Source organism: Arthrobacter sp. H20 (assembly GCF_000520515.1).
Taxonomy (GTDB): Bacteria; Actinomycetota; Actinomycetes; order Actinomycetales; family Micrococcaceae; genus Arthrobacter_D.
Genome location: NZ_KI914725.1, coordinates 1 through 20,519 on the forward strand (window position 1 = coordinate 1; position 20,519 = coordinate 20,519).

Below are 20,519 nucleotides of genomic sequence, written 5' to 3' on the forward strand. Positions count from 1 at the left end.
CGGTGGAAGATCCCTGCGGCGTGGGTGACGGGTAGGTACGCTTCGAGCCAGGCCATCCCGTCGTGGGCAGGGTTGAGTTGCAGCAGCCGCCCCTTGGCGGCCTTCTTGTGCCGGGTGGTGATGGAGTCCGGGTGGAGCTTCTCCCGCAGCCGGTGGGCTTGTTGGCAGAACCGGCTCACAGTGGTTTTGCACGCCATGCCGACCAGGCGTTTTTCGAACGCCGCTAATACTTCGGGTGCAGCGTCCGGGATGCTGGTGGCTTCTTCGACGACCGCCCACGCGTGAGGCCGTGATAGCCGGCCGTCCTGAAGGGCAGTCAACGCTACCTGGTAGTGGCGGGTGAGGAGTTCGCTGTGGTCGATCAGGCTCCCGGCGGTCCGTTCCGGTAGGTGCAGTGCGGCAGCGATTTCGGTTCCGGTGAGGGTGTGGGCGAATCCCAGGTCTCCGCGGCCACCGTGGATCCGTTCGGTTTGGAGGTCGAGCATCCGGGTCACGTATTTTGCTTCCTGTGCGTCGAGCCAGGCCCGCGCTGATGCCAGGTCTTTGACCACGCCGAGCGCTTGCCCGTAATCGGCGTCAACCGCCGCTGGCACCTCGAGCCGGCCTAGGAGCATCGGCGGGTCAGCAGGGTTTTCTGGCGGGTCACCCAGTGGCGCCCTCCAGAGCGCTCCGACTCCCAGCGGACCACCAGATTCGGGTGGAAACCCCGCCCGAGACGAAGAAGCTGTTCTGCTGTCCATACCCCCATTCCATCATCGACCACTGACAAAACAAGGGCTCGGCCAGGGTGCTCGACGTAGTTTTTTCAAGGGTTTTTGGACCACGAGATCAGGAGATGGCCGAGGGCTAGTGTGCGGCTAGTGGTCCCCGGAGAGGAACCGCTCGGGGGCCGACTCCCTCATGACGTACGTCAACTGCTCCTGCTGCTTCCGGGCCCTGTCGATCAGGCGTTGTAGCTGTTCGGCATCCAGATCGGTCGACCCTGCCTCAGTCAAGGCATGGAGGGTTTCCCACATGCACTCTTTGCCGCGGACGGCACTCTGGAGCGCCTCAAGTTCCAACTGGGCGCCGCTGCCCTTGTCCGAGCGGCGGAGATTGAGGGGATTGATCTTGCTCAATTGCGCCACGACCTGAGCGATGACCATCTTGACTTTGCCCGGGGTGTAGCCGAGGGAACTGATGATCTGTGCCAGCTCGTCACGGTCTGCGGAAATCTCAGTGGTCAGCGAGGCAAACGTCTGCTCATGTTCGGTGCCTTTCCAGGAAATCTGCGCAGTTGAGAACAGCTTCACTCCGGACGCTGCTGCCAGCAGGTGGTCATCGAGGTAGGCCGATAGCCTGCTGGAATCCGCTGGATTTGAGTGACTCCGGGGTGCTGACGAGTGGTCCATGGGCCTAACCTTTCGGGCGGAACCTGCATTGAGGGAAATCCTATCTTCGCAGGTTCCGCTTCCCACGATCGCTACGCCGTAGCCAGACCTTCCACCGGCGACAGCCGCGCCGCCCGTCGGGCCGGCAGCACCGACGCCAACAGCGCGGCGACGACCGCCACAGCGAGCACCCCCAGCAATTGCGCCCATGGGATTGACGGGGTGACCGGCGTAATCGCACCCAGGGCCGACTGCGCCCAAGCCATCCGTATACCGCCCCGAGCGTGCAGCCGACAGCAGCTGCGACCCCGGCGATGAGTACGGCCTCAATGGCCAGCATCCCGCGCAACTGTGCCCTGGTGAGCCCGGCCCGGAGCAGGGATGACTCACGGGTGCGTTCGAGCACCGAGAGGGACAGCGTGTTGGCGACGCCGATCAAGGCAATCAGCACGGCCACGGCCAGCAGGGCGGTGACGACGAGCAGGAGGACGTCGATGATCTCGTTGAAGGACACCCGCTCAATTGCCGCACCATTGACCTGGTACTCGGAAACGCCGAGCGTTTCGACAATCTCTGACCGGAGCCCAACCACGCCAGCCGCGTCCAGGGAGTCGTCGAGCTTCAGCCACAGGATGCTGTTTTCAGGGCCAAGCGATTCGACCCCGGGAAGGGGCGCGTTCCCAAGCCGTGCGGCTGTCGCTTCGGTGATTGCCGGGGCGAAATCACGCGACCCGACCTCCTGGACCGGAAGCGTCACCGCGCCGTCGGCGCCTTGCAGCGTCACTTCGGAGAGCCCGCTGTCCTGGGCCATGAAGACTACATCGTCGACGAGTTCAACTCCATCGTTGCGAAGGACCAGCCGCGCCTCATCGGGTGAGAATCCATAGACCGGGGTGGCCCCGGCCGATTCGGCAGTGACGGCAGAGACGGATAGTCCCATTACAGCGTCCACCCCCGCGAGCTGTTCAAGAGTCTTTACTGCCGCTCCTGTGGTCTGGACGCCGCCGAGTCCCTGGATTTCAAGATCCACCGGGTAGTTGGCACCCAGCTCCGCCTCGAGCGCCGCCCGCGAGGTCTGTGCGCCGACCATCATCATGGTCACTAGGGTGAGTCCCACCAGCAGGGCGCTGGCGGTGGCAGTGGTCCGGGAGGGGTTGCGGACGGCATTGATCGCTGCGAGTCGGCCCGGCACACCCAGCGGGGTGGCAAGTCGGCCGACGGCGGTCACCAGCGCGGGCAGGAAGAGGGAAGCGCAGAGTAGCACCCCCACAAAGGACAACACCCCGCCAGGCAGCGCTATCAGCAGCGCAGATGAGACGGCGCCCGCGCCGAGCAGCCCCGCGCCAAGGAGGACCAGCACCAGCCCCAGCATCAGCCGCACTTTCCCTTTGCGGGTCTCAGTGGTGGCAACCTCAGCTGGCCGCAGGGCTTCGAGCGGGGCCACTGCTGTGGCCGCCCGCGCGGGCACAAACGCGGCAACGAGCGTCATCATTACTCCGACGTCGATTCCCATCACCACCGCTGACGGCGGGATGGCAAGGGTGGCAAACTCGGTACCCTCCTGGGTGGCAGCCACCCGCACGAGAGCAAACATCACCCCGGCGGCCAGAAGTACTCCGAGCACCGAGGACACCAGCCCCACCACTGCCGCCTCAATCAGCACCGAGCTGCGGATCTGTTGCCGCGACGCCCCGATACAGCGCAGCAGTGCAAGATCCCGTGTCCGTTGCGCCACCAGCACCGAGAAGGTGTCGGAGATAACCAGCACAGTGACCAGGACGGCGACGACGGCGAACGCCAGCAGGATCACAGTCAACTGGTCGGTTCCTCCCGACAGGGCCGCGACATCTGCGGTAACCTGCTCGGCGCTCGTCAGGATCTCGGCTGAGATACCAGCAGCGGCAAGCGCAGCTGTGGCGTCGGCCCTGACGGATGCAGCGTCAGCAGAATCGTCCAGCGCAAGCTGAGCGGAGGTCGCCTGGGGTGGCGTCTCACCGATTGACTGGCTGCTGAGAGACTGCACCAGGTCAGGCGCTGCGTAGACGTGCGGCAGGCCGGAAAGGTAAGGGTCCGCCAAGTTTTCGGTGATCCCGGTGACCGTCACAGCAACGGTCAGAGGAGCGGTTGACTCGCCGTCGACGGAATAGCGGGACTGCTTGAGGGCGTAGGTGTCGCCGACGCTGATTCCCAGTTCAGCAGCCGATGATTCATCAATGCTGATTCCGGTTCCATCGGTGGGCAGGCTACCTTCCACGACGCTGGAGGTCTGAAGCTCCTCAGGGGCGATGCTCAGGACAAACACGTCCGCCGGCCCAGTGGGGAGCTCCAGCGCGGTGATCGTCAGCTGTTCAGCGTGGACAGCTGACACACCGTCAACACTGGTCAACAGCTGTTCGGTGTCCACGGGAGGTAGGCCACCGTCGCCGACGGTGCCCACCAGGTCTGCTTTGGCGTACGTGGCACCCAGGCTCTGCTGAAGGCTTGCCTGGGTGGTGCCTGAGACCATCAGGGTGGCGGAGAAGAACCCGACACCCAGCATGACTGCCAGTCCTACTGCAACGAACCGTCGTGCATCGATACGGAGCTGGGCAAATGCAACCTGCAGCATTGCCTACGCTCCCAGTCCGGCGAGAGCCTTCGAGATGACGTCCGGTGTGCTGCGGTCGAGCTGACCCACCAGTTCGCCGTCGTTCATCAGCAGAACACTGTCGGCATAGGCCGCCGCGACGGGGTCGTGGGTCACCATGATGATGCTCTGGCCCATTTCCCTGGTGCTGCGGCGCAGCAGCGAGAGCACTTCGGCGCCGGAGCGGGAGTCGAGATTGCCGGTGGGCTCGTCGCCGAAGAGCACATCGGGTCGGGTTAGCAGGGCGCGGGCCACTGCTACTCGCTGCTGTTGTCCTCCGGAGAGTTCGTGCGGGCGGTGAGTAAGCCGATCGGTGAGGCCGAGGGTTGAACAAACCGTGGCCAGCCACTCACCGTCCACGGCGCCACCGGCGAGGGCCACTGGGAGGACGATGTTCTGCTCGGCGGTCAGGGTGGGGATCAGGTTGTAGGCCTGGAAGACAAAACCGATCCGGTCCCGCCGTAGACGGGTAAGTTCGTTGTCGGAGAGACTGGTGATTTCAGTGTCGCCGATCCAGATGCGGCCGGAGTCGGCGGAGTCCAAACCCGCCAGGCAATGCATGAGCGTGGATTTTCCGGATCCTGACGGGCCCATGATCGCGGTGAGCCTGCCACGCTCGAAGGTGACACTGACCTCCTTCAGAGCGTGCACGCGGGTGTCCCCGCGGCCATAGGTCTTTGACAATGAGCGGGCTGATGCGGCGGGCGCCGAGCTGGCGGACGACGTCGAGGTTTGGTCGTCGGTGTTGGCAGAAACTCTCATACTTCGACGCTATGGCGGCAGGCTTCGCCGCGGATCAGCCTACGGGCCGGTCTTCTCCCGCTGGCCACTCATCCCGCGGGATGAGCCTGCCGCGGCTCAGGAAGGGAACTAGGGGTGCACCACTCCGGTTTCGTAGGCAATCAGGACCGCCTGCACCCGGTCCCTGGCCTTGAGCTTCGCAAGAATATGGCCAACATGAGTCTTCACAGTTGCCTCGGAGAGGTACAGGCTCCCCGCGATCTCAGGATTCGACAGGCCCCTCGCGATCAGTTCGAAGACCTCCCGCTCACGCACCGTCAAGGACCCGACGGAGCCAGCGTTCGTGCCTGCCGCGGGGGAGGACCGCCGCAGCATGGGCGCTACGTGGTCCAGCAGTCGTCGGGTAGTGGACGGTGCAATCACGGCGTCTCCCCGGTAGACGGTGCGAATCGCCTCGAGCAGTTCTTCGGGTGGTGCGTCCTTGAGCAGAAAACCGCTCGCCCCTGCCTGGATGGCGGCGAGCGCGTACTCGTCGAGGTCAAAGGTTGTCAGCACCACTATCTTCGGTCCGGACCGTTCAGTCTGGGCAGGCTTGCCCGCTGCTTGCTTAAGGATCTGGCGGGTCGCCTCGATGCCGTCCATCCCCCGGCATCCGGACGTCCATCAGCACCACGTCGGCGCCGGTGGTCTTCAAAGCTGAGACGGCGTCGGCCCCGTTGCTAGCCTCGCACACTACCCGCAGGTCAGGTTGGGAGTTGATCAACATGGTGAAACCGCTGCGGACCAGCCGCTGGTCATCCACGAGGGCCACCCTGATACCGGGGAGCCCGGTCACGGGGTGCTCGGGTACGGGGTCGTCGGTCACTGTCAGGCCTCCGTATAGGGGATGAATGCGGCAATGCGGTAGCCGCCGCCAACGGGTGCACTGGCGGTCAGCTCCCCATCGTAGAGTCTTAGCCGTTCGCGCATGCCCTTGATCCCCTGCTCAGCTCCGGTCGAGCACGGGTCGGTTCCGGCGCCGCGGCCGTCGTCATCAATCGCCAGGTTCAGGCCCCGGGGCGTCCATTCCAGCGCGACCGCGGCGCGGGCGTCCGGGCCCGCGTGTTTCAGCACATTGGTCAGGGACTCCTGCACCACACGATACGCGGTGAGCCCGGCCCCGGAGGGCAGCTCTCAGCGGTTGGTGCCCGTCACTGCGTAGGTGGTGCTCAGCCCTGCGTGCTGAACTGTCTCGATCAGCGCAGCGATGTCGGCGAGGGCCGGGAGCGGGCGGGTTGAGGTCTCCTCATCGCCGCGGAGCACGCCCAGCAGCCGGCGCATCTCACGCAGCGATGATCTGCCGGTCTCGGCGATGGTGCCGAGGGTGGCTGGCGCCACAGTGTGGTCCTGTGCGCTCGCGTACCTGGCGCCGTCGGCCTGGGTAATGATGACCGATAGCGAATGAGCCACGATGTCGTGCATCTCGAGCGCAATGTGACTGCGCTCGTCGGCGGCCGCCAGATCTCTCTCCTGCTGGCGTTCCACCTCGAGGCGGCGGGTACGGTCCTCGAGGGCCTGGAGGGTGAGCCTCCGGTTACGCGCCAGGTCACCGAACGCCCAGCACAGCAGGACCAGTGCCTCGACCAGGACCGCCACTATGGCGAAGAGGGGAAGCGAAGCGCTCACCTCGAAGGGACTGATTCCGAAGTCGGCGCTGTACCTTAGCAGCCCGGCGAAGCACCCAACTGAAGCCACCGCAAGTCCGCCAAGACTGGCCCAGCGCGGAGCGTGAGCTGCCAAGGCGTAGAGGATGATGAGAACCGCAACCTGGGCGGGCACCGGGATCACATAGAAAATGATCTGCAGCACCGAGACAGCGGCGACCAATCCAGCAGAGAACACGGGCCGGGACCTCCGCCAGAGGAGCGGAAGAACCAGTCCGGCGGAGGCCAGCATTTCAATCGGCTTGACAGCCAAGATCACCACGGGGACCACCAGAAGCAGGAATAACATCGTCATCACTGCAAAATCCACTCGCCCGGGGTGAGCGCGGAGCAGCCCTGCAAACCGGTGGTGGAGATCCATAAGGACTAACTCTAGGGCGGCGCCTGCCAGCGACACATCAACCCCCGGGTGGAGACGGCGCGCTGGATACATGCATCTCAGAGGGTGAGACAACTTGTCCATCATGTGGGCCACTCAATAATCTGTTCCTATGAGCGAACTATCGTCAACAGTCCAGCTGGCAGTCATTCCAGGCGACGGCATCGGTCCCGAGGTTATCGCCGAAGCGGTAAAGGTGCTCCGCAGCGCCACTGCCGGTCTCGATACTTCCTTCGCCCTGACCGAGTACAAGCTCGGCGCTGAACACTGGCTCGAATCCGGCGAGACCTTGCCTGACGACACCTTGGACAAGCTACGCACCCATGACGCGATCCTCTTCGGGGCAGTAGGTGCAGCGCCGGGCGACACGCGCATCCCCTCGGGCATCATCGAGCGCGAGTTGCTGCTGAAGCTGCGGTTCTCGCTCGACCATTTTGTCAACCTTCGCCCGTCGCGCCTCTACCCGGGTATCGCGAGCCCGCTCGCCTCCCCTGGTGACATCGATTTCGTCGTCGTTAGGGAAGGAACTGAGGGACCGTATGTGGGCAATGGTGGCTCTCTGCGCGCCGGTACCGCCCACGAGATCGCCACCGAGGTGTCCCTCAACACCGCACACGGTGTGGAACGGGTGGTCCGTGACGCTTTCCGCCGCGCCAACGATCGTCCCCGCCGCCACCTGACCCTCGTTCACAAACACAACGTGCTGGTCTATTCGGGTCATCTGTGGAAGCGGACAGTTGAGGCTGTTGCACTTGATTTCCCCGAGGTGACCCACGATTACCTGCACGTTGACGCGGCAATGATTTTCCTGGTCAACGATCCGGCGCGATTCGACGTCATCGTTACCGACAATCTGTTCGGTGACATCATCACCGACCTGGCCGCGGCAATCACCGGCGGTATTGGACTTGCCGCCTCGGGCAGCATCAACATGGATCGCACCGCACCGTCCATGTTCGAGCCTGTCCACGGGTCAGCACCAGACATCGCCGGACAGCAAAAAGCTGACCCCACAGCAGCCATCCTGTCAGTTGCGTTGATGCTGCATCATCTCGGGTTTGACGACGCGGCGGCCCGGGTGGAACGCGCGGTGGACGACGACGTCGCCTCCCGAACCAGTGCGCAGCGCACCACTGCCCAAATCGGCGATGCGATAGCTGCTCTGGTGTCCTAAGCTGGTTAACCATGACAGCCACCGACCTGGAATTTAGCCAGTACCCGTCCGCCAACCCCACATCCGATCAGCAGCGCGCCGAGATTCTCGCCGAGCCTGGTTTTGGAAACCATTTCACCGACCACACGGTTGTGGTCGATTTCAAGGCGGACACCGCTGGCAACGGTGGGTGGGGGAACGCGCGGCTCGAAGCCTATGGCCCAATTGCACTCGACCCGGCGGCTGCTGTGCTGCACTACGGCCAGGAGATCTTCGAGGGGATGAAGGCCTACCGTCATGAGGACGGGTCGGTGTGGACATTCCGGGCGGACCAGAACGCTGCACGCCTGAATCGTTCAGCTGCGCGGCTGGCTCTGCCGCAACTGCCCGAGAACATTTTCCTTGAATCGCTGCGTCAGCTGGTAGCTGCCGATCAGTCCTGGATCCCCACCCGCGAGGGCGAAAGCCTGTATCTGCGGCCGTTCATGATAGCCACCGAGGCGTTCCTTGGTGTGCGGCCGGCCCGGGAAGTGTCCTTCAGGGTCATCGCCTCACCAGCTGGCAACTACTTCGGCGGAGAGCTTGCTCCAGTTGATATCTGGGTCTCGCGTAACTACGCACGGGCCGGCCGTGGCGGCACCGGCAATGCAAAGTGCGGTGGCAACTACGCAGCATCACTTGCAGCCCAACTTGAGGCCGAGGCTCAGGGCTGCAAGCAGGTCCTGTTCCTTGACCAGTTCAATGACAACGCTGTCGAGGAACTCGGTGGGATGAATGTTTTCTTCGTCTTCAAGGACGGCTCGCTGGTCACCCCGGCACTGTCCGGAACCATTCTGGAAGGCGTCACTCGGTCATCGGTCATCCAGCTCGGCAAGGACCGCGGACTAACTGTTACCGAGCGCAAGATCACCCTCGATGAGTGGCGTGAGGGAGTGGCTTCCGGCGACATCACCGAGGTTTTTGCCTGCGGAACTGCGGCAGTCATCACCCCAATCGGTCAGCTCAAGGATGGTTCCGAGGTCATCGGCGCCCCCGATTCGAAGGCGGGGGAGGTCACCTTGTCCATCAGGGAGCAGCTGCTTGGCATCCAGACGGGCACCTCATCCGATACCCACGGCTGGCTGACGCGCCTGGTCTAGTTCGGCAAGCAGGGCAAAGAATAACAAGAGCGGGCACCCACGGGTGTCCGCACTTGTTATTGGCTGGGGCCGAGGGGTAATTTCGCGGCGGACCGCAGCAGGGACGTTGTCTCTTCGACCGGAAGCGGCCTGCTGAAGTAGTACCCCTGGCCGCCGATACAGCCCATCTCGCTAAGTTTCTGAACCTGTTCAGGGGTTTCGATTCCCTCGAAGACTGCTTCCAGGCCGGCCGCACGGATCAGCTGCAAGATGGCAGCGATGAAGCCGAACTGAATCGACCCGGTTGCCAGCTCGCTGAGCAGCGACCGGTCCACCTTCACCATGCTGACCGGCAGCTTCCGAAGGTAGCTGATCGAGGAATAGCCGGTGCCGAAGTCGTCGATTTCAATACACACGCCCAGCTGTTTGAGACTCAGCAGCGAGTATGTTTCGACTTCCCCACCGGTCACCAGCGCAGTCTCAGTGATCTCCAGGACCAGCGCGGCCGGTGGAATATCGAATCGTCGCAGCAAGCCGCGCACATAGTCTACGAGATCGAGTTGCTGCAGCTCCACGGCCGAGAGGTTGAGACGAAGCTGGAAGTCGTCGTCGAGACTCATTTCCGAGCGCCACATCGAGTACTGCTCGATCGCCGTAGCCATCACCCACCGGTCAAGTTCGACCACCGCCCCGATCTCCTCGGCCAGCGGGATGAACTCGTCCGGCATGATGAATCCACGGGTCGGATGATTCCAGCGGACCAGAGCCTCAAGTCCGAGGACCCGACCGTCGCGAAGGTCCACCACCGGCTGGTAATGAATGCTCAACTGGTTTGTCCTGATGGCATCCCGGAGTTCTGAGGCAATCTGGCTTCGCAACTGCCGCTGCAGCAGCATCAGCGGTTCGAACACCTTGATGGTGCTGCGTCCTTCCCGCTTTGCCGCGTACATGGCGGTGTCGGCGTCGAGCAGAATGCTCTCAGCGCTCTGACCTGGATCGGCCAGCCTGACTCCAATGCTCGCTCGGGAGAAGACGTTGAGTTCCTCCAGCGAGATGCGGTCGCCCAATGCGGCCAGGGCACGGTTGGCGATTCTGAGGGCAATCTCCAGGGTGCCCCCGGGAACCAGGATGGCAAACTCGTCGCCACCCAGACGGGCAACTGTGTCGCAGTCGCGCACCACCGTGACCAGGCGGTTGGCAACCTCCTGCAGCACGCGGTCGCCGGCGTCGTGCCCGAAACTGTCGTTGACATCCTTGAAGGAATCAAGGTCTAGAAGAATCACAGCAGCCGGTGGTGTGTCACCCTCGGCGGCAAGTTCCTCTTCGAGCTTGGACAGAAGAGCAATCCGGTTGTCCAACCCGGTCAGCGAATCGGTCATGGCCATGGTCCGCATGTCCAGATGCGCCTGATGAAGCAGAGCTGTGCGGCTGGCAACGCGCTCTTCAAAGTCGCTGTGTACCAGTTCAAGCTCTTCTGCGAGCAGGTTGAAGCCGGTGATGACGGCGTCGACGTCGTCCCGAGCAGCGGAGGGCTTCATCCGGCTGCTGAGATCGCCCCGCGAGAGGCGCACGATGCCGTCAACCAGCATTGCTAGTCGGGGATCAGTGTGCTTGTCAGGCATTCGTGCAGCTACCTAACCAGGCCATTGCCTCGGACTCAGTGGTGAAAAAACGGGTGGGACACGGCGGTGGGTCACCGCCGAGTAAAAAGTTGGCCAAGACGCGGTCCACCGGGGACGCGCCGAGAACAGCAATCGCCGACGAACTGCGCGAGCTGCTGAACACAGCCCGCGCATCACGGCTGATCGAACCCACTCCCGAGATCTCCAAAAGCACCGGGCGAAGGCTGCCATTGGCAATGATACGCGCCCGCTCGGAGTGGGCCTCTGCGATCTCGCCGGTGATTTCAATTCCCTGTGGCATGACGAGACGAATGACATTTCCTGGGTGACCCTCGTTGACCACTAGCGCGACGAAATCCGTCGGCGGCGGTCGTTTGAACCCCGAAGGTCACGGTTCAGGCGCCGGTCTCCGTAATACAGGATGGACGACCAATCTGCTTCTGCGGGTGTCTTTTCGATAACCGCTGACTTCGTTTCGCGCTTCTTTCGCGGCGGAACGTAAAGCCAGTTGAGGACGCCGAGAACCATGTCCACGATTGAGTTGTTCACGCCGATGTAGGCGCGAATAGCGCCGGCCGCTAGCACTGCGTTCAACCCGGCGAAGGCAGCGTTGCCCCAGTTCCCTTGCACAGCGTCGCGCCACAGGGTGAGAAGCGAGAAGGCAACGATCGCGTATGGGATGAACACATAGAGGGCAGGGGCAGCAGTGCGGTCCTTGACCTTCGGGGTCCGAACGAAAGGAATCTTCTCGCCGGTGAATGCCTGCTGGATCGATTTCAGTACACCGGCAAGGTTCACGGGAAGCAGCACGATATTGAAGCCGTAGATCCTGAAAATGTCGCTGAAGCGGTGCCCACAATCGCGCAGGTCACTGCCCATCGCCAGGAAATATGGCATAGCAGTCAGGAAGACCAGCGGGCTCAGGAGCCTGCTGTCGTAGGGGTAACCCAGCAGGAACATCAGGCCAAAGCTTGCCCAGGCGATTGACGCCATGTAGTTGACCCGGAGCAGCACTTCCCGGACCAGGATCCGGTCGCGGCGGTACCGCCGGTCCTGAAGCTGGTTCCACAGCTTTGGCAGAATCAAAAGTCCACCGTTGGCCCAGCGCCGTCGCTGGACCACTAGGGAGCCGAAGTCCGGGGGAGTAGCGCTGTAGCTAAGGCGTTCCGGATAGTTGACCAGGGTCCACCCGTGCGCACCCAGGTCAACACTGGACTCAGTGTCCTCGATAACTGTTCGGTCCTGGATATAGGTGTGGATTTCGAACCCGCCAACATCTTCAACCTCAAGAATGTCCATCAGGGCTTCCTTGCGGATTACCGCGTTGGCCCCAACCCAGAAGGTGGCACCGTAGTAGGTCATGCCCTGGTGCAGGATGTGCTGGATGTCGGTGGTGGCGCCGGCAACCCTTTCAATTCGGGTGGGCGCACCGCGGAAGGAGGAGTATGGGGTCTGCGTCACGGCAACCCGCTCGTTGCCAGGGGATTCCAGAAGATACACCAGGCGCAGACAATAGTCGCGGAGAAGCAGCGAATCGGCGTCGAGGGTCAGGAGGTAGGTGGAGTCAGGTACATCCAGATCTACCTGGGCTGGGCCCTCGGCCGGACGCAGGATGGTTCCGCTCGGAGATTCCTCGCGGTGCCAGCGCTTCCCCATCAGGGAAATGTAGGAGTTGAGGTTCATCGCCTTGTTGGCCTCATGGGACAGCGAAGCGAACATCTTCCGTTCGAACGTCTCCAGCCGTGCAGCGAAGATCCGGCACAGACGGAGGTACAGCTCAGTCATCCGGTCCTCGTTGGGCTGCTCTCCCTGCGCGCGGGCTGCTGTGAGTCCGAGTACCGTCAGCCGGAGCTCCCGGGCGAGCCCCATGAGAACCAGGTCGACGAAGAACTCGTCCACGTGGTCCTCGACCCGTTCCACAGCCGCCATGTCCTCAAGCCAGGTGGCAGCGGCGATGTATTCGGTGGTCAGGAGTTCGAGTTCGTCGACTCCGGGAAGCACTTCAACGGCAAGACGTTCGCGGTAGCTGGCCAGGGCGTCGTTGAAACGGGTGGAAGGCTCCAGTAACTGGCCTTCGATGGTCTCCGACAGCTCACGGGTGATCTTCAGGCGTTCGGCTACTGCCGGGTCGGTGGGGTACGGCGGGTCATCGAGGAGGAGGACAACGCGCAGGCCGGGGAATTCCTGGAGGGCAGCGGACCACAGTGTCGCCCGAACCACCTGGGGTTCTTCGGCGTAGGAGGGCACCAGCACGGTAATGCCTTCGTCGTAGTGAGCGAAGTGACGATCCAGCTCTCCACGGGGCACACGCTTGTGGTCACGGAACCGGTACAGGGCACCTTGACGGGCAACCAGGTACAGCAGGGCTGAAAAGGTCAGGAACGTGACCACAAGCAGGTACGACACCGCTTCGAACTGGAAGCGGAATCCCGCATCAGGGTTGTTGATGAGCTGCCGCAGAATGGTTGTGACAACGTAGGAGGCCCAGCCGACCATGGTGGCCACGATCGCCAACCGGCCAAGTGCTATCTTCCGACGCGATGGCGTGGGGTGAACAATTGAGAGCGGCTCTGAGCGCTTCTCAGCCCCCCACTGGCGCTTGCGAGCAGCCGGTCCCGACTCTTTGGTTGGTGCAGAGGCCGCAGCCTCTTTATGATCCTTCATCTCGCTCCCCAGCGACTCGATTGCAGGATCGAACCCTGCCGCTCCCTGCGCAGGCGGCTTATACCGCTCCACCCGACGGGTGGCATTTTGTCTGCGTTCATTGAGCGACTCCGCGCACCGGCTCGTTGCCTGGTGCAGTCGTTCCATGACGGTGCAAGAATAACACTATGATGTGGGACTTATAGTGATTAGGTAACACAACAGTTTATAGTTCAAGTTTCCCTTGGAGCGGCGGGGGCACACATCTTGGGGGCACACATTGGCAAGGCACTTTCCAGGTCGGAAACTCTCGTTCGTCCGGCTGGTTCTTGTAGTGGGTGTTCTCGCAGCAGTGGTCGCTGCGTCGTTCACTGGCTGGAACCGGTTTGAGGATGCCCGGGCCGCTGAGAACGGCGGTTCCTGGTTCGCTGGCTACGTCGACGCAACCGCCACGCCCTTCTACGCTTTCGAACGCCCGCAGACTGACGAGGGCGGCAGCGCGGTGCTCTCCTTCATCGTGGCGGATCCGGAAAGTCCCTGTGAGCCATCCTGGGGTGCCGCCTACACGTTCGATGAAGCGGAATCGACAATGGATCTGGACCGCAGGATTGCCCGCCTGCTGCAGAGTGGGGGCGAAGTAGCAGTGTCCTTCGGGGGGCTGCTCAATGACGAGCTGGCTACCTCATGCACCGATGTCAACGATTTGAAGGATGCTTACGCGTCGGTGGTGGAGCGCTATAACCTCACCACTATCGATCTGGACGTCGAGGGCGAGAACCTGCTCGACACCGCCGCCGGGGAGCGTCGGGCGGAGGCACTCGCGCTCCTTCAGGAGGAACGATTCGCCGCTGACGAACCCCTGAATATCTGGCTCACCCTGCCGGTCGCCCCGTCGGGTCTCACCGAACCGGGCACTACGGCCGTCACGCAGATGTTGGAAGGCGGAGTCGATCTCGCTGGAGTCAACATCATGACGATGGACTTCGGCGGGAGTCGCCCCGAAACAATGAACATGCTTGAAGCGTCAATTTCTGCAGCCGAATCGACCCACTCGCAGCTCGCCACACTATACAGTCGAGCCGGTCTGCCGCTCGGTCCCCAGGCTCTCTGGACCAAATTGGGACTGACGCCGATGATTGGCCAGAACGACGTCGTCAGCGAGGTCTTTTCGCTCGAGCACGCCGCCGGTTTGAATGCTTTTGCCGTCGAACGTGGGATTGGCCGGATGTCCATGTGGTCGCTCAACCGCGATGCGACCTGCAGCGACAACTACGCCGACCCCACAATTGTGTCTGTGGGGTGCAGCGGAATAGACCAAGAAGGCCAGAGCTTCGCGCAGATCCTCGGCCAGGGGTTCGAGGGTAGCTCCGAGACTGTGGCGACGACTTCAGCATCGCCGGAGCCGACGCCGGCACTGATCGAGGATGACCCCGAAACCAGCCCGTATCCCATCTGGTCCGAGGACGCCACCTATGTTGCTGAGCAGCGGGTGGTCTGGCACGGCAATGTGTATGTCGCCAAGTGGTGGAACGAAGATGCAGTTCCTGACAACCCGGTGCTGCAGGCGGACGAGACACCCTGGACTCTGATCGGGCCAGTACTGCCAGGCGACGAGCCTGTCACGGCTCCCACAGTTCCAGCGGGAACCATCGATGAGTGGGATCCGGCAGAGGTGTATGAGAGCGGTGACAGGGTTCAGCTCGACGACCACGTGTTTGAATCCAAGTGGTGGAGTCAGGGCGATAGCCCTGAAGCGGCACTGCAGGGTTCAGCTGGATCACCGTGGAACCGTTTGACCAATGACGAAGTAGTCGAACTCCTTGAGGGGCTCGAGGACGAGGATGCCGCGGGTGCGGAGCCAACCCCCACCGCAACTCCCGCGGGGGCGGCCGACGACGACTGAGTCGGGGGAGCCCGGCAAGGCCTTCGGCTACTGGAGATTTCCCCCGGGCTGCATCAGGGATTCGGTTAAGCCAGCAACGTGCGCCGCTCGGTCCTGCGCTCCAGACTCGATGAAGTATGTTTTCGCCGAATCCAGGTAGCCGACCGCCTCGATGTCGTCACCGCGACCGGCAAGCGCACGCCCCAGTAACAGGTTCGCCTCACCGGCTGTCTGCGAGGCGAGGATGGTTCCGCTGGCGCAGATCGGCTNNNNGCGCTGAGCTGCCCGGTAAGGACAAGCCAATGAGCTCGGGTCAGGGACAGCTCAAGCTGATCACGCTCGTTGCCCCCGACGATCGAGCTGGCGGTCTCCGCCCGCTCGATACACTCGAGGGTCTCTGCATCGACGACGCCGGCCGCGAGCCGCTTTGCCGCTGATGCACGATTGAATCGTGCCCATAGGTCGAGGTCATTGTTCGGGGATAGGCTCGAGGCGGCAAGCTGGTGATACTTCGCCCCGTCTGCCACCTCCTGCCGCATGAAAGCGACATTGCCGATCACCCAGTATGCCTTTCCCGCGACCTGTGTATGGGTATCTGCGGTGATCAAGGCGGAGAGGATTAGGCACTCATCCCATGCGTCGTCGACCCGATCGCTTTCTGCCAGCGTCGCGATCAAAGCTCGCAGTGCGTTTATCAGGAGTTCGGGAGGACCCTCATCCTTAGCCGCCAGATCGACTGCGTTTCGTGCAGCGTCCACGGCGGATGGAAGCTGGCCTATCCCCTGAAGTCCGATGCCAAGCAGGGTGAGAACCCGTGCTGCAAGGGCTGGTGACTGGCTTGTAAGCGAGTGCGCGCGGAGTAATTCGGCGACTTTTACCGATTCCTCCACGGCGCCTTCCTCCCGAAGGCACTCGGCTTGGAAAAAGGCCATGTTCCACCAGGCCACCTGGTTGTCGTCTTTGAGTGCTAGATCAACTGCCTGGCCGGCGATCACGCGTGCTTTCCCGTAATCGCGTTGGCTCCACGCTTCTCTCGCCCTCAGCTCGTACAACAGCTGGTCGCCGGGCTGATTTAGTGCCATGGGTGGTAGCCCCTTCGTGCAGTTTTCGTTGGACCTCGGGTGATGCTGATAGGGCGTCCTTGATGACGTCCGACCCCAGTACCTGAGTTTAGGGGATATAAGCGCCTATCGCGCCCAAAAATTCATCTTCCCAAACGCTTGGTTTTAAGCTATTTGTTCGTATACTAATGAAACTGCGCGGGGTTCGGTGCCTCGCGCTTTCTCGCATTAGCAAAGGACTCTCGTATGAAAAGACTATCTGCATCTCTGCTGCTCGTAGCAGTATTCGCAATCGGTGGTGTTACAACGGCTACAGCCGCAGACGCCGCCACCGGTGTTAAAGGCACATCGTTCGATCGAATCACAAAAATTGGTGATTGGCCGAACATTGGCGACTGGCCCAACTAAGGCTAAGCCCTCGTAGTCACCGTTCGAACTGAACGGTGTTTGCTGGATGGCCGTGAACTTGCCCGCTGGGGACAAGGTTCACGGCCATTCCCATCTGCGGATGGCAGTCAAATTCCAAGGCATGGACAGGGTCACGGTAGCCTGTAAATCATGCGTATAGCCCGATTTGTCGTTGACAGTGACCCAGCATTTGGAGTGGTAGAAGGAGAGGAAGGCCAGGAAGAGATCGCGGTGATGGCCGGCGATCCATTTTATTCAGGTGTTCAACTCACCGGTGTTCGCCACGAACTAGCTGATGTCAGACTGCTTGCTCCGGTTATCCCTCGCAGCAAGATTGTCGGCATCGGTCGCAACTACGCTGAGCACGCCAGAGAACTCGGCAACGAGGTGCCACCGGCACCTCTGATGTTCTTCAAACCCAACACCTCGGTCATTGGCCCCGGTGATCCCATAGTACTCCCGGCCTTTTCCGACGAGATCTCCTTCGAGTCCGAGCTCGCCGTCGTCATTGGACGCATCTGCAAGGATGTTCCGCTGGATCGGGTGGACCAAGTGGTATTTGGTTACACCTGCGCCAACGACCTCACTGCCCGCGATGCCCAGAAGACCGACAACCAGTGGGCGCGAGCCAAAGGCTTCGATACCTCCTGCCCGGTAGGGCCGTGGATCGAGACTGACCTCGACACCGAAAACCTCCGGGTGCGTGGCAGGCTTGACGGCGAGCTGAAGCAGGACGGCTCCACGAGCCAGATGATCTGGGGTGTCAAGGAACTGGTGTCCTACGTTTCCCAGGCATTCACCCTCCTTCCGGGCGACCTCATCCTGACCGGTACGCCAGCTGGAGTGGGCCTGATCAGCGAGGGCCAGAGCTACGAGGTCGACATCGAAGGCATCGGACGCCTGTCCAATCCGGCGCGTCGCTAACCATGCGCCGGGTGCCACGGGGGCCAGTGCGGAAGGGAAGTTCAAGCGCTGAGCGACAACGGCTGGGGCGGCTCATTGCCATTGCGGCCTGTGCTCTTCCCCTGGTGTCAGCCCGGGCTGCCGCCCTTGGGGGCGCACCCCAGATCTGGGTGTCAGCTCTTGCCGCACTGGGATTTGGTGCGGCAGCGGTCCTGCCGCTGCGCTATTTCCGCCCGAAGACGCCGGTGCGAACCCAGGTCATACTTGGCGCTGCCGTTGCGGCACTCATCTTCGCTGCGTGGTGGTTCGCCGCCGGGCAGAGCGGGGTCGGGGCCCTCGCCCCGTACACTTAGCCCATCATGACTATTGCTGCTGAGATCCCCCTTGTCACCGATCAGACCCCTGTGCGTGTGCGGTTTTGCCCCTCGCCAACCGGAACACCGCACGTCGGGCTGATCCGGACTGCGCTGTTCAACTGGGCCTATGCCCGCCACACGGGTGGCACCATGGTGTTCCGGATCGAGGACACTGACGCGGCCCGCGACAGCGAGGAAAGCTACACCCAGCTTCTTGACGCACTGAAGTGGCTCGGTATCGACTGGGACGAGGGCGTGGAAGTCGGGGGACCGCACGCACCCTACCGGCAGTCGCAGCGTGGAGACCTTTACCAGGACGTCATCGCTAAGCTACGCGCAGCGGGCCACCTGTACGAGTCGTTCTCCACGCCGGAGGAGGTCGAGGAACGCCACCGTGGTGCTGGCCGGGATATCAAGCTCGGATACGACAACCACGACAGGAACCTCACCGAAGGCCAGCGGGAAGAGTTCCGCAGCGAAGGCCGCCCGGCCGTGCTGCGGCTGCGGATGCCCGACGACGACATCACCTTCACCGACCTGGTGCGCGGCGACATCACCTTCCGCGCCGGAAGCATTCCCGACTTTGCTGTTGTCCGCGCCAACGGCGCCCCGCTCTACACGTTGGTCAACCCGGTGGATGACGCACTTATGCGAATCACCCACGTTCTCAGGGGCGAGGACTTGCTCTCCTCCACGCCGCGCCAGATCGCGATGTACCGCGCGCTCATCGACATTGGTGTGGCCAGCTACATGCCGCTCTTCGGTCACTTGCCGTATGTAATGGGCCAGGGGAACAAGAAACTCTCCAAACGGGATCCCGAGTCGAACCTGTTTCTTCACCGGGAGCGCGGGTTCATTCCCGAAGGCCTGCTCAACTACCTGTCCCTGCTGGGCTGGAGCCTGTCAGCCGATGAAGATATCTTCTCTGTCGATACGTTGGTGGAGAAGTTTGATGTCCACGATGTGCTGGCCAATCCAGCCCGGTTCGATCTGAAGAAGGCTGAGGCAATCAACGGGACGCATGTGCGCCTGCTGGAGCCTGAAGACTTCCGCCAGCGAATCATTCAGTACCTGCAGGGGGCCGGACTGGTTGGTGCCGACCTGAGCGAACGCGAACGCCACATCCTGTCCGAGGCGGCGCCGCTGATCCAGGAGCGCATCACCCTCCTCGGGGAGGCGCCTGACATGCTTGGCTTCCTCTTTACCGATGACGCCGGAATCGAGATTGCCGACGACGCCCGCAAGGGGCTGCCTGCGAATCTTGGCGAAGTGCTCGACGCCGCTCACGCAGCGTTGGAGCCGCTCGATCAGTGGACCACCGAGAACATTCAGGACGCCCTCCGGCAGGCACTGGTCGAAGAGCTGGGGATGAAGCCACGCCTGGCCTTCGGGCCGGTCCGGACAGCTGTCTCCGGCAAGCGGATCTCCCCGCCGCTCTTCGAATCGATGGTGATTCTCGGCAAGGTCTCCTCGCTGGCGAGGATCAAAGCGTTCGGCAGCACGGCCGGTTGATCGTGAACAACGTCCCGGAGATCGCCGGGGTGCTGTTCGATATTGACGACACCCTGGTGGATCTGGAAACTGCGATGGGCAGGACCCTCCACCAGGTGGGCGCCGATACCTTGGCCCACCTCAGCGACGCGGACTGGATCGAGTACAAGCGGCTCTACGCCCACGACCCACTGGGCTGGTATGACCGGTTCCTCGCCGGCGAACTGACCTTCACCGAACAGCGTCTGCATCGGGCCAGACACGCGCAGGCTGCCTTCGTCGAGGAGCCGCTTGAGGGCGCGGCCGCCCGGCGTTGGAACACCGCCTACGAGGCGACGCTGCCCCTGCACTTCGAACCGTACGACGACGTCATCCCGCTCCTCGACACCCTGGACGCGGCTAAGGTGCCCTACGGGGCGGTGAGCAACAACGTGCATGACTATCAGCGGGCCAAGCTCGACCGATCAGGACTTCAGCGCTTCGCCGTCCTCGTGGGGATTGACACCGTTGGGGTGGCAAAGCCAGACCCAGCCATCTACCTCGAAGGAGCCCGCCAGCTCGGGACCCGGCCGGAGCGCACGCTGTATGTGGGGGACAACAGACTCGTCGACGCAGAGAGCGCCAGTGCAGCGGGGCTGATCGGGGTGTGGCTTGACCGGCGATCAGCCGGGCCTGCGGACTTCAGCGGCCATCGGATCACCTCGCTGGCAGACGTTTTGCAGTTCCTGCCGAATGTCCGGTAAAGTGATCTCTCGGCGCAGAGCGGTTCTCGCGGCCCGGATGCTCCGTTTGGAGCCCTGCGGTATGTGCCATTGGGGTATGGTGTAATTGGCAACACACTGGTTTCTGGTACCAACATTCTAGGTTCGAGTCCTGGTACCCCAGCGTTGGATGTAGGCGGATTCAATTTGGCCGCATCTGGCAGATGTGAAATAATCATCTAGCTTGTTTGGCTACAACCAGACAGCAAAAAGTACTGGCCCCATCGTATAGCGGCCTAGTACGCTGCCCTCTCACGGCGGTAACGCGGGTTCGAATCCCGCTGGGGTCACAATTTCCCCCG

General features: G+C 62.4%; 15 protein-coding genes, 2 tRNA genes and 1 pseudogene. 9 read left to right on the forward strand and 9 right to left on the reverse strand.

Annotation, left to right across the window (positions count from 1 at the left end; all coding sequences use genetic code 11):
• The 7 genes and pseudogenes from Y703_RS0108095 to Y703_RS18700 form a co-directional block, all read right to left on the reverse strand.
• Positions 1-740: DUF222 domain-containing protein (locus Y703_RS0108095; protein ID WP_155849442.1), on the reverse strand; the 740-nt coding region annotated here is incomplete at its 3' end.
• Positions 741-857: 117 nt separating this feature from the next.
• Positions 858-1,391 carry a hypothetical protein gene (locus Y703_RS18685; protein WP_051427402.1) on the reverse strand — a complete coding sequence of 178 codons (534 nt, stop codon included), beginning with the start codon at positions 1,389-1,391 and terminating at the stop codon, positions 858-860.
• Positions 1,392-1,431: 40 nt separating this feature from the next.
• The gene (locus Y703_RS18690) at positions 1,432-3,978 is read right to left on the reverse strand and encodes an ABC transporter permease (protein ID WP_051427403.1); all 2,547 of its coding nucleotides are present in this window, start codon (positions 3,976-3,978) and stop codon (positions 1,432-1,434) included.
• Positions 3,979-3,981: 3 nt separating this feature from the next.
• A complete protein-coding gene (locus Y703_RS0108110) occupies positions 3,982-4,758 on the reverse strand; it encodes an ABC transporter ATP-binding protein (protein ID WP_026552315.1) in 777 nt (258 codons plus the stop codon).
• Positions 4,759-4,866: 108 nt separating this feature from the next.
• A pseudogene (locus Y703_RS18695) lies at positions 4,867-5,503 on the reverse strand (response regulator transcription factor).
• 101 nt (positions 5,504-5,604) lie between these two features.
• Positions 5,605-5,874: an ATP-binding protein gene (locus Y703_RS22985; RefSeq protein WP_343212881.1), complete on the reverse strand. Its 270-nt coding sequence runs from the start codon at positions 5,872-5,874 to the stop codon at positions 5,605-5,607.
• A 36-nt stretch (positions 5,875-5,910) separates the two neighbouring features.
• Complete coding sequence (locus Y703_RS18700; RefSeq protein WP_253907969.1) at positions 5,911-6,735, reverse strand: sensor histidine kinase; 825 nt, start codon at positions 6,733-6,735, stop codon at positions 5,911-5,913.
• Between the two features lie 196 nt (positions 6,736-6,931).
• Here Y703_RS18700 and Y703_RS0108125 point away from each other — a divergent pair, with 196 nt between their 5' ends.
• Positions 6,932-7,993, forward strand: a complete 1,062-nt coding sequence (locus tag Y703_RS0108125) for a 3-isopropylmalate dehydrogenase (RefSeq protein ID WP_026552316.1) — start codon at positions 6,932-6,934, stop codon at positions 7,991-7,993.
• Positions 7,994-8,004: 11 nt separating this feature from the next.
• The gene (locus Y703_RS0108130) at positions 8,005-9,111 is read left to right on the forward strand and encodes a branched-chain amino acid aminotransferase (protein ID WP_026552317.1); all 1,107 of its coding nucleotides are present in this window, start codon (positions 8,005-8,007) and stop codon (positions 9,109-9,111) included.
• A 56-nt stretch (positions 9,112-9,167) separates the two neighbouring features.
• Here the strand turns inward: Y703_RS0108130 and Y703_RS0108135 are convergent, their stop codons facing one another.
• Both Y703_RS0108135 and Y703_RS0108145 read right to left on the reverse strand, forming a co-directional pair.
• Complete coding sequence (locus tag Y703_RS0108135) at positions 9,168-10,712, reverse strand: putative bifunctional diguanylate cyclase/phosphodiesterase (protein WP_026552318.1); 1,545 nt, start codon at positions 10,710-10,712, stop codon at positions 9,168-9,170.
• 342 nt (positions 10,713-11,054) lie between these two features.
• Positions 11,055-13,376 (reverse strand): glycosyltransferase family 2 protein, encoded by a 2,322-nt coding sequence (locus Y703_RS0108145; RefSeq protein ID WP_051427413.1) that lies wholly within the window; start codon positions 13,374-13,376, stop codon positions 11,055-11,057.
• A 313-nt stretch (positions 13,377-13,689) separates the two neighbouring features.
• Between Y703_RS0108145 and Y703_RS18710 the strand changes: the two genes are divergently transcribed.
• From Y703_RS18710 to Y703_RS0108185, 7 genes are all read left to right on the forward strand, one after another.
• Positions 13,690-15,258, forward strand: a complete 1,569-nt coding sequence (locus Y703_RS18710) for a carbohydrate-binding protein (RefSeq protein WP_253907970.1) — start codon at positions 13,690-13,692, stop codon at positions 15,256-15,258.
• Positions 15,259-16,856: 1,598 nt separating this feature from the next.
• Positions 16,857-17,630 (forward strand): fumarylacetoacetate hydrolase family protein, encoded by a 774-nt coding sequence (locus tag Y703_RS0108160; protein WP_026552320.1) that lies wholly within the window; start codon positions 16,857-16,859, stop codon positions 17,628-17,630.
• Between the two features lie 26 nt (positions 17,631-17,656).
• The gene (locus Y703_RS0108165) at positions 17,657-17,962 is read left to right on the forward strand and encodes a hypothetical protein (RefSeq protein WP_026552321.1); all 306 of its coding nucleotides are present in this window, start codon (positions 17,657-17,659) and stop codon (positions 17,960-17,962) included.
• Positions 17,963-17,968: 6 nt separating this feature from the next.
• On the forward strand, positions 17,969-19,477 hold the full coding sequence (gltX, locus tag Y703_RS0108170; protein ID WP_026552322.1) for a glutamate--tRNA ligase: 1,509 nt from the start codon (positions 17,969-17,971) through the stop codon (positions 19,475-19,477).
• 2 nt (positions 19,478-19,479) lie between these two features.
• Positions 19,480-20,199 carry an HAD family hydrolase gene (locus Y703_RS0108175; protein WP_051427407.1) on the forward strand — a complete coding sequence of 240 codons (720 nt, stop codon included), beginning with the start codon at positions 19,480-19,482 and terminating at the stop codon, positions 20,197-20,199.
• Between the two features lie 70 nt (positions 20,200-20,269).
• A tRNA-Gln gene (locus Y703_RS0108180) sits at positions 20,270-20,341 on the forward strand.
• A 93-nt stretch (positions 20,342-20,434) separates the two neighbouring features.
• Positions 20,435-20,507, forward strand: a tRNA-Glu gene (locus Y703_RS0108185).
• Positions 20,508-20,519: the final 12 nt, after the last annotated feature.

Bases quoted from the DNA above. Each gene is read 5' to 3' on its own strand.
- Y703_RS18685 (WP_051427402.1), bottom strand. From the start codon at position 1,391: ATGGACCACTCGTCAGCACCCCGGAGTCACTCAAATCCAGCGGATTCC.
- Y703_RS18690 (WP_051427403.1), bottom strand. From the start codon at position 3,978: ATGCTGCAGGTTGCATTTGCCCAGCTCCGTATCGATGCACGACGGTTC.
- Y703_RS0108110 (WP_026552315.1), bottom strand. From the start codon at position 4,758: ATGAGAGTTTCTGCCAACACCGACGACCAAACCTCGACGTCGTCCGCC.
- Y703_RS18700 (WP_253907969.1), bottom strand. From the start codon at position 6,735: ATGACGATGTTATTCCTGCTTCTGGTGGTCCCCGTGGTGATCTTGGCT.
- Y703_RS0108125 (WP_026552316.1), top strand. From the start codon at position 6,932: ATGAGCGAACTATCGTCAACAGTCCAGCTGGCAGTCATTCCAGGCGAC.
- Y703_RS0108130 (WP_026552317.1), top strand. From the start codon at position 8,005: ATGACAGCCACCGACCTGGAATTTAGCCAGTACCCGTCCGCCAACCCC.
- Y703_RS0108135 (WP_026552318.1), bottom strand. From the start codon at position 10,712: ATGCCTGACAAGCACACTGATCCCCGACTAGCAATGCTGGTTGACGGC.
- Y703_RS0108145 (WP_051427413.1), bottom strand. From the start codon at position 13,376: ATGAAGGATCATAAAGAGGCTGCGGCCTCTGCACCAACCAAAGAGTCG.
- Y703_RS0108160 (WP_026552320.1), top strand. From the start codon at position 16,857: ATGCGTATAGCCCGATTTGTCGTTGACAGTGACCCAGCATTTGGAGTG.
- gltX (WP_026552322.1), top strand. From the start codon at position 17,969: ATGACTATTGCTGCTGAGATCCCCCTTGTCACCGATCAGACCCCTGTG.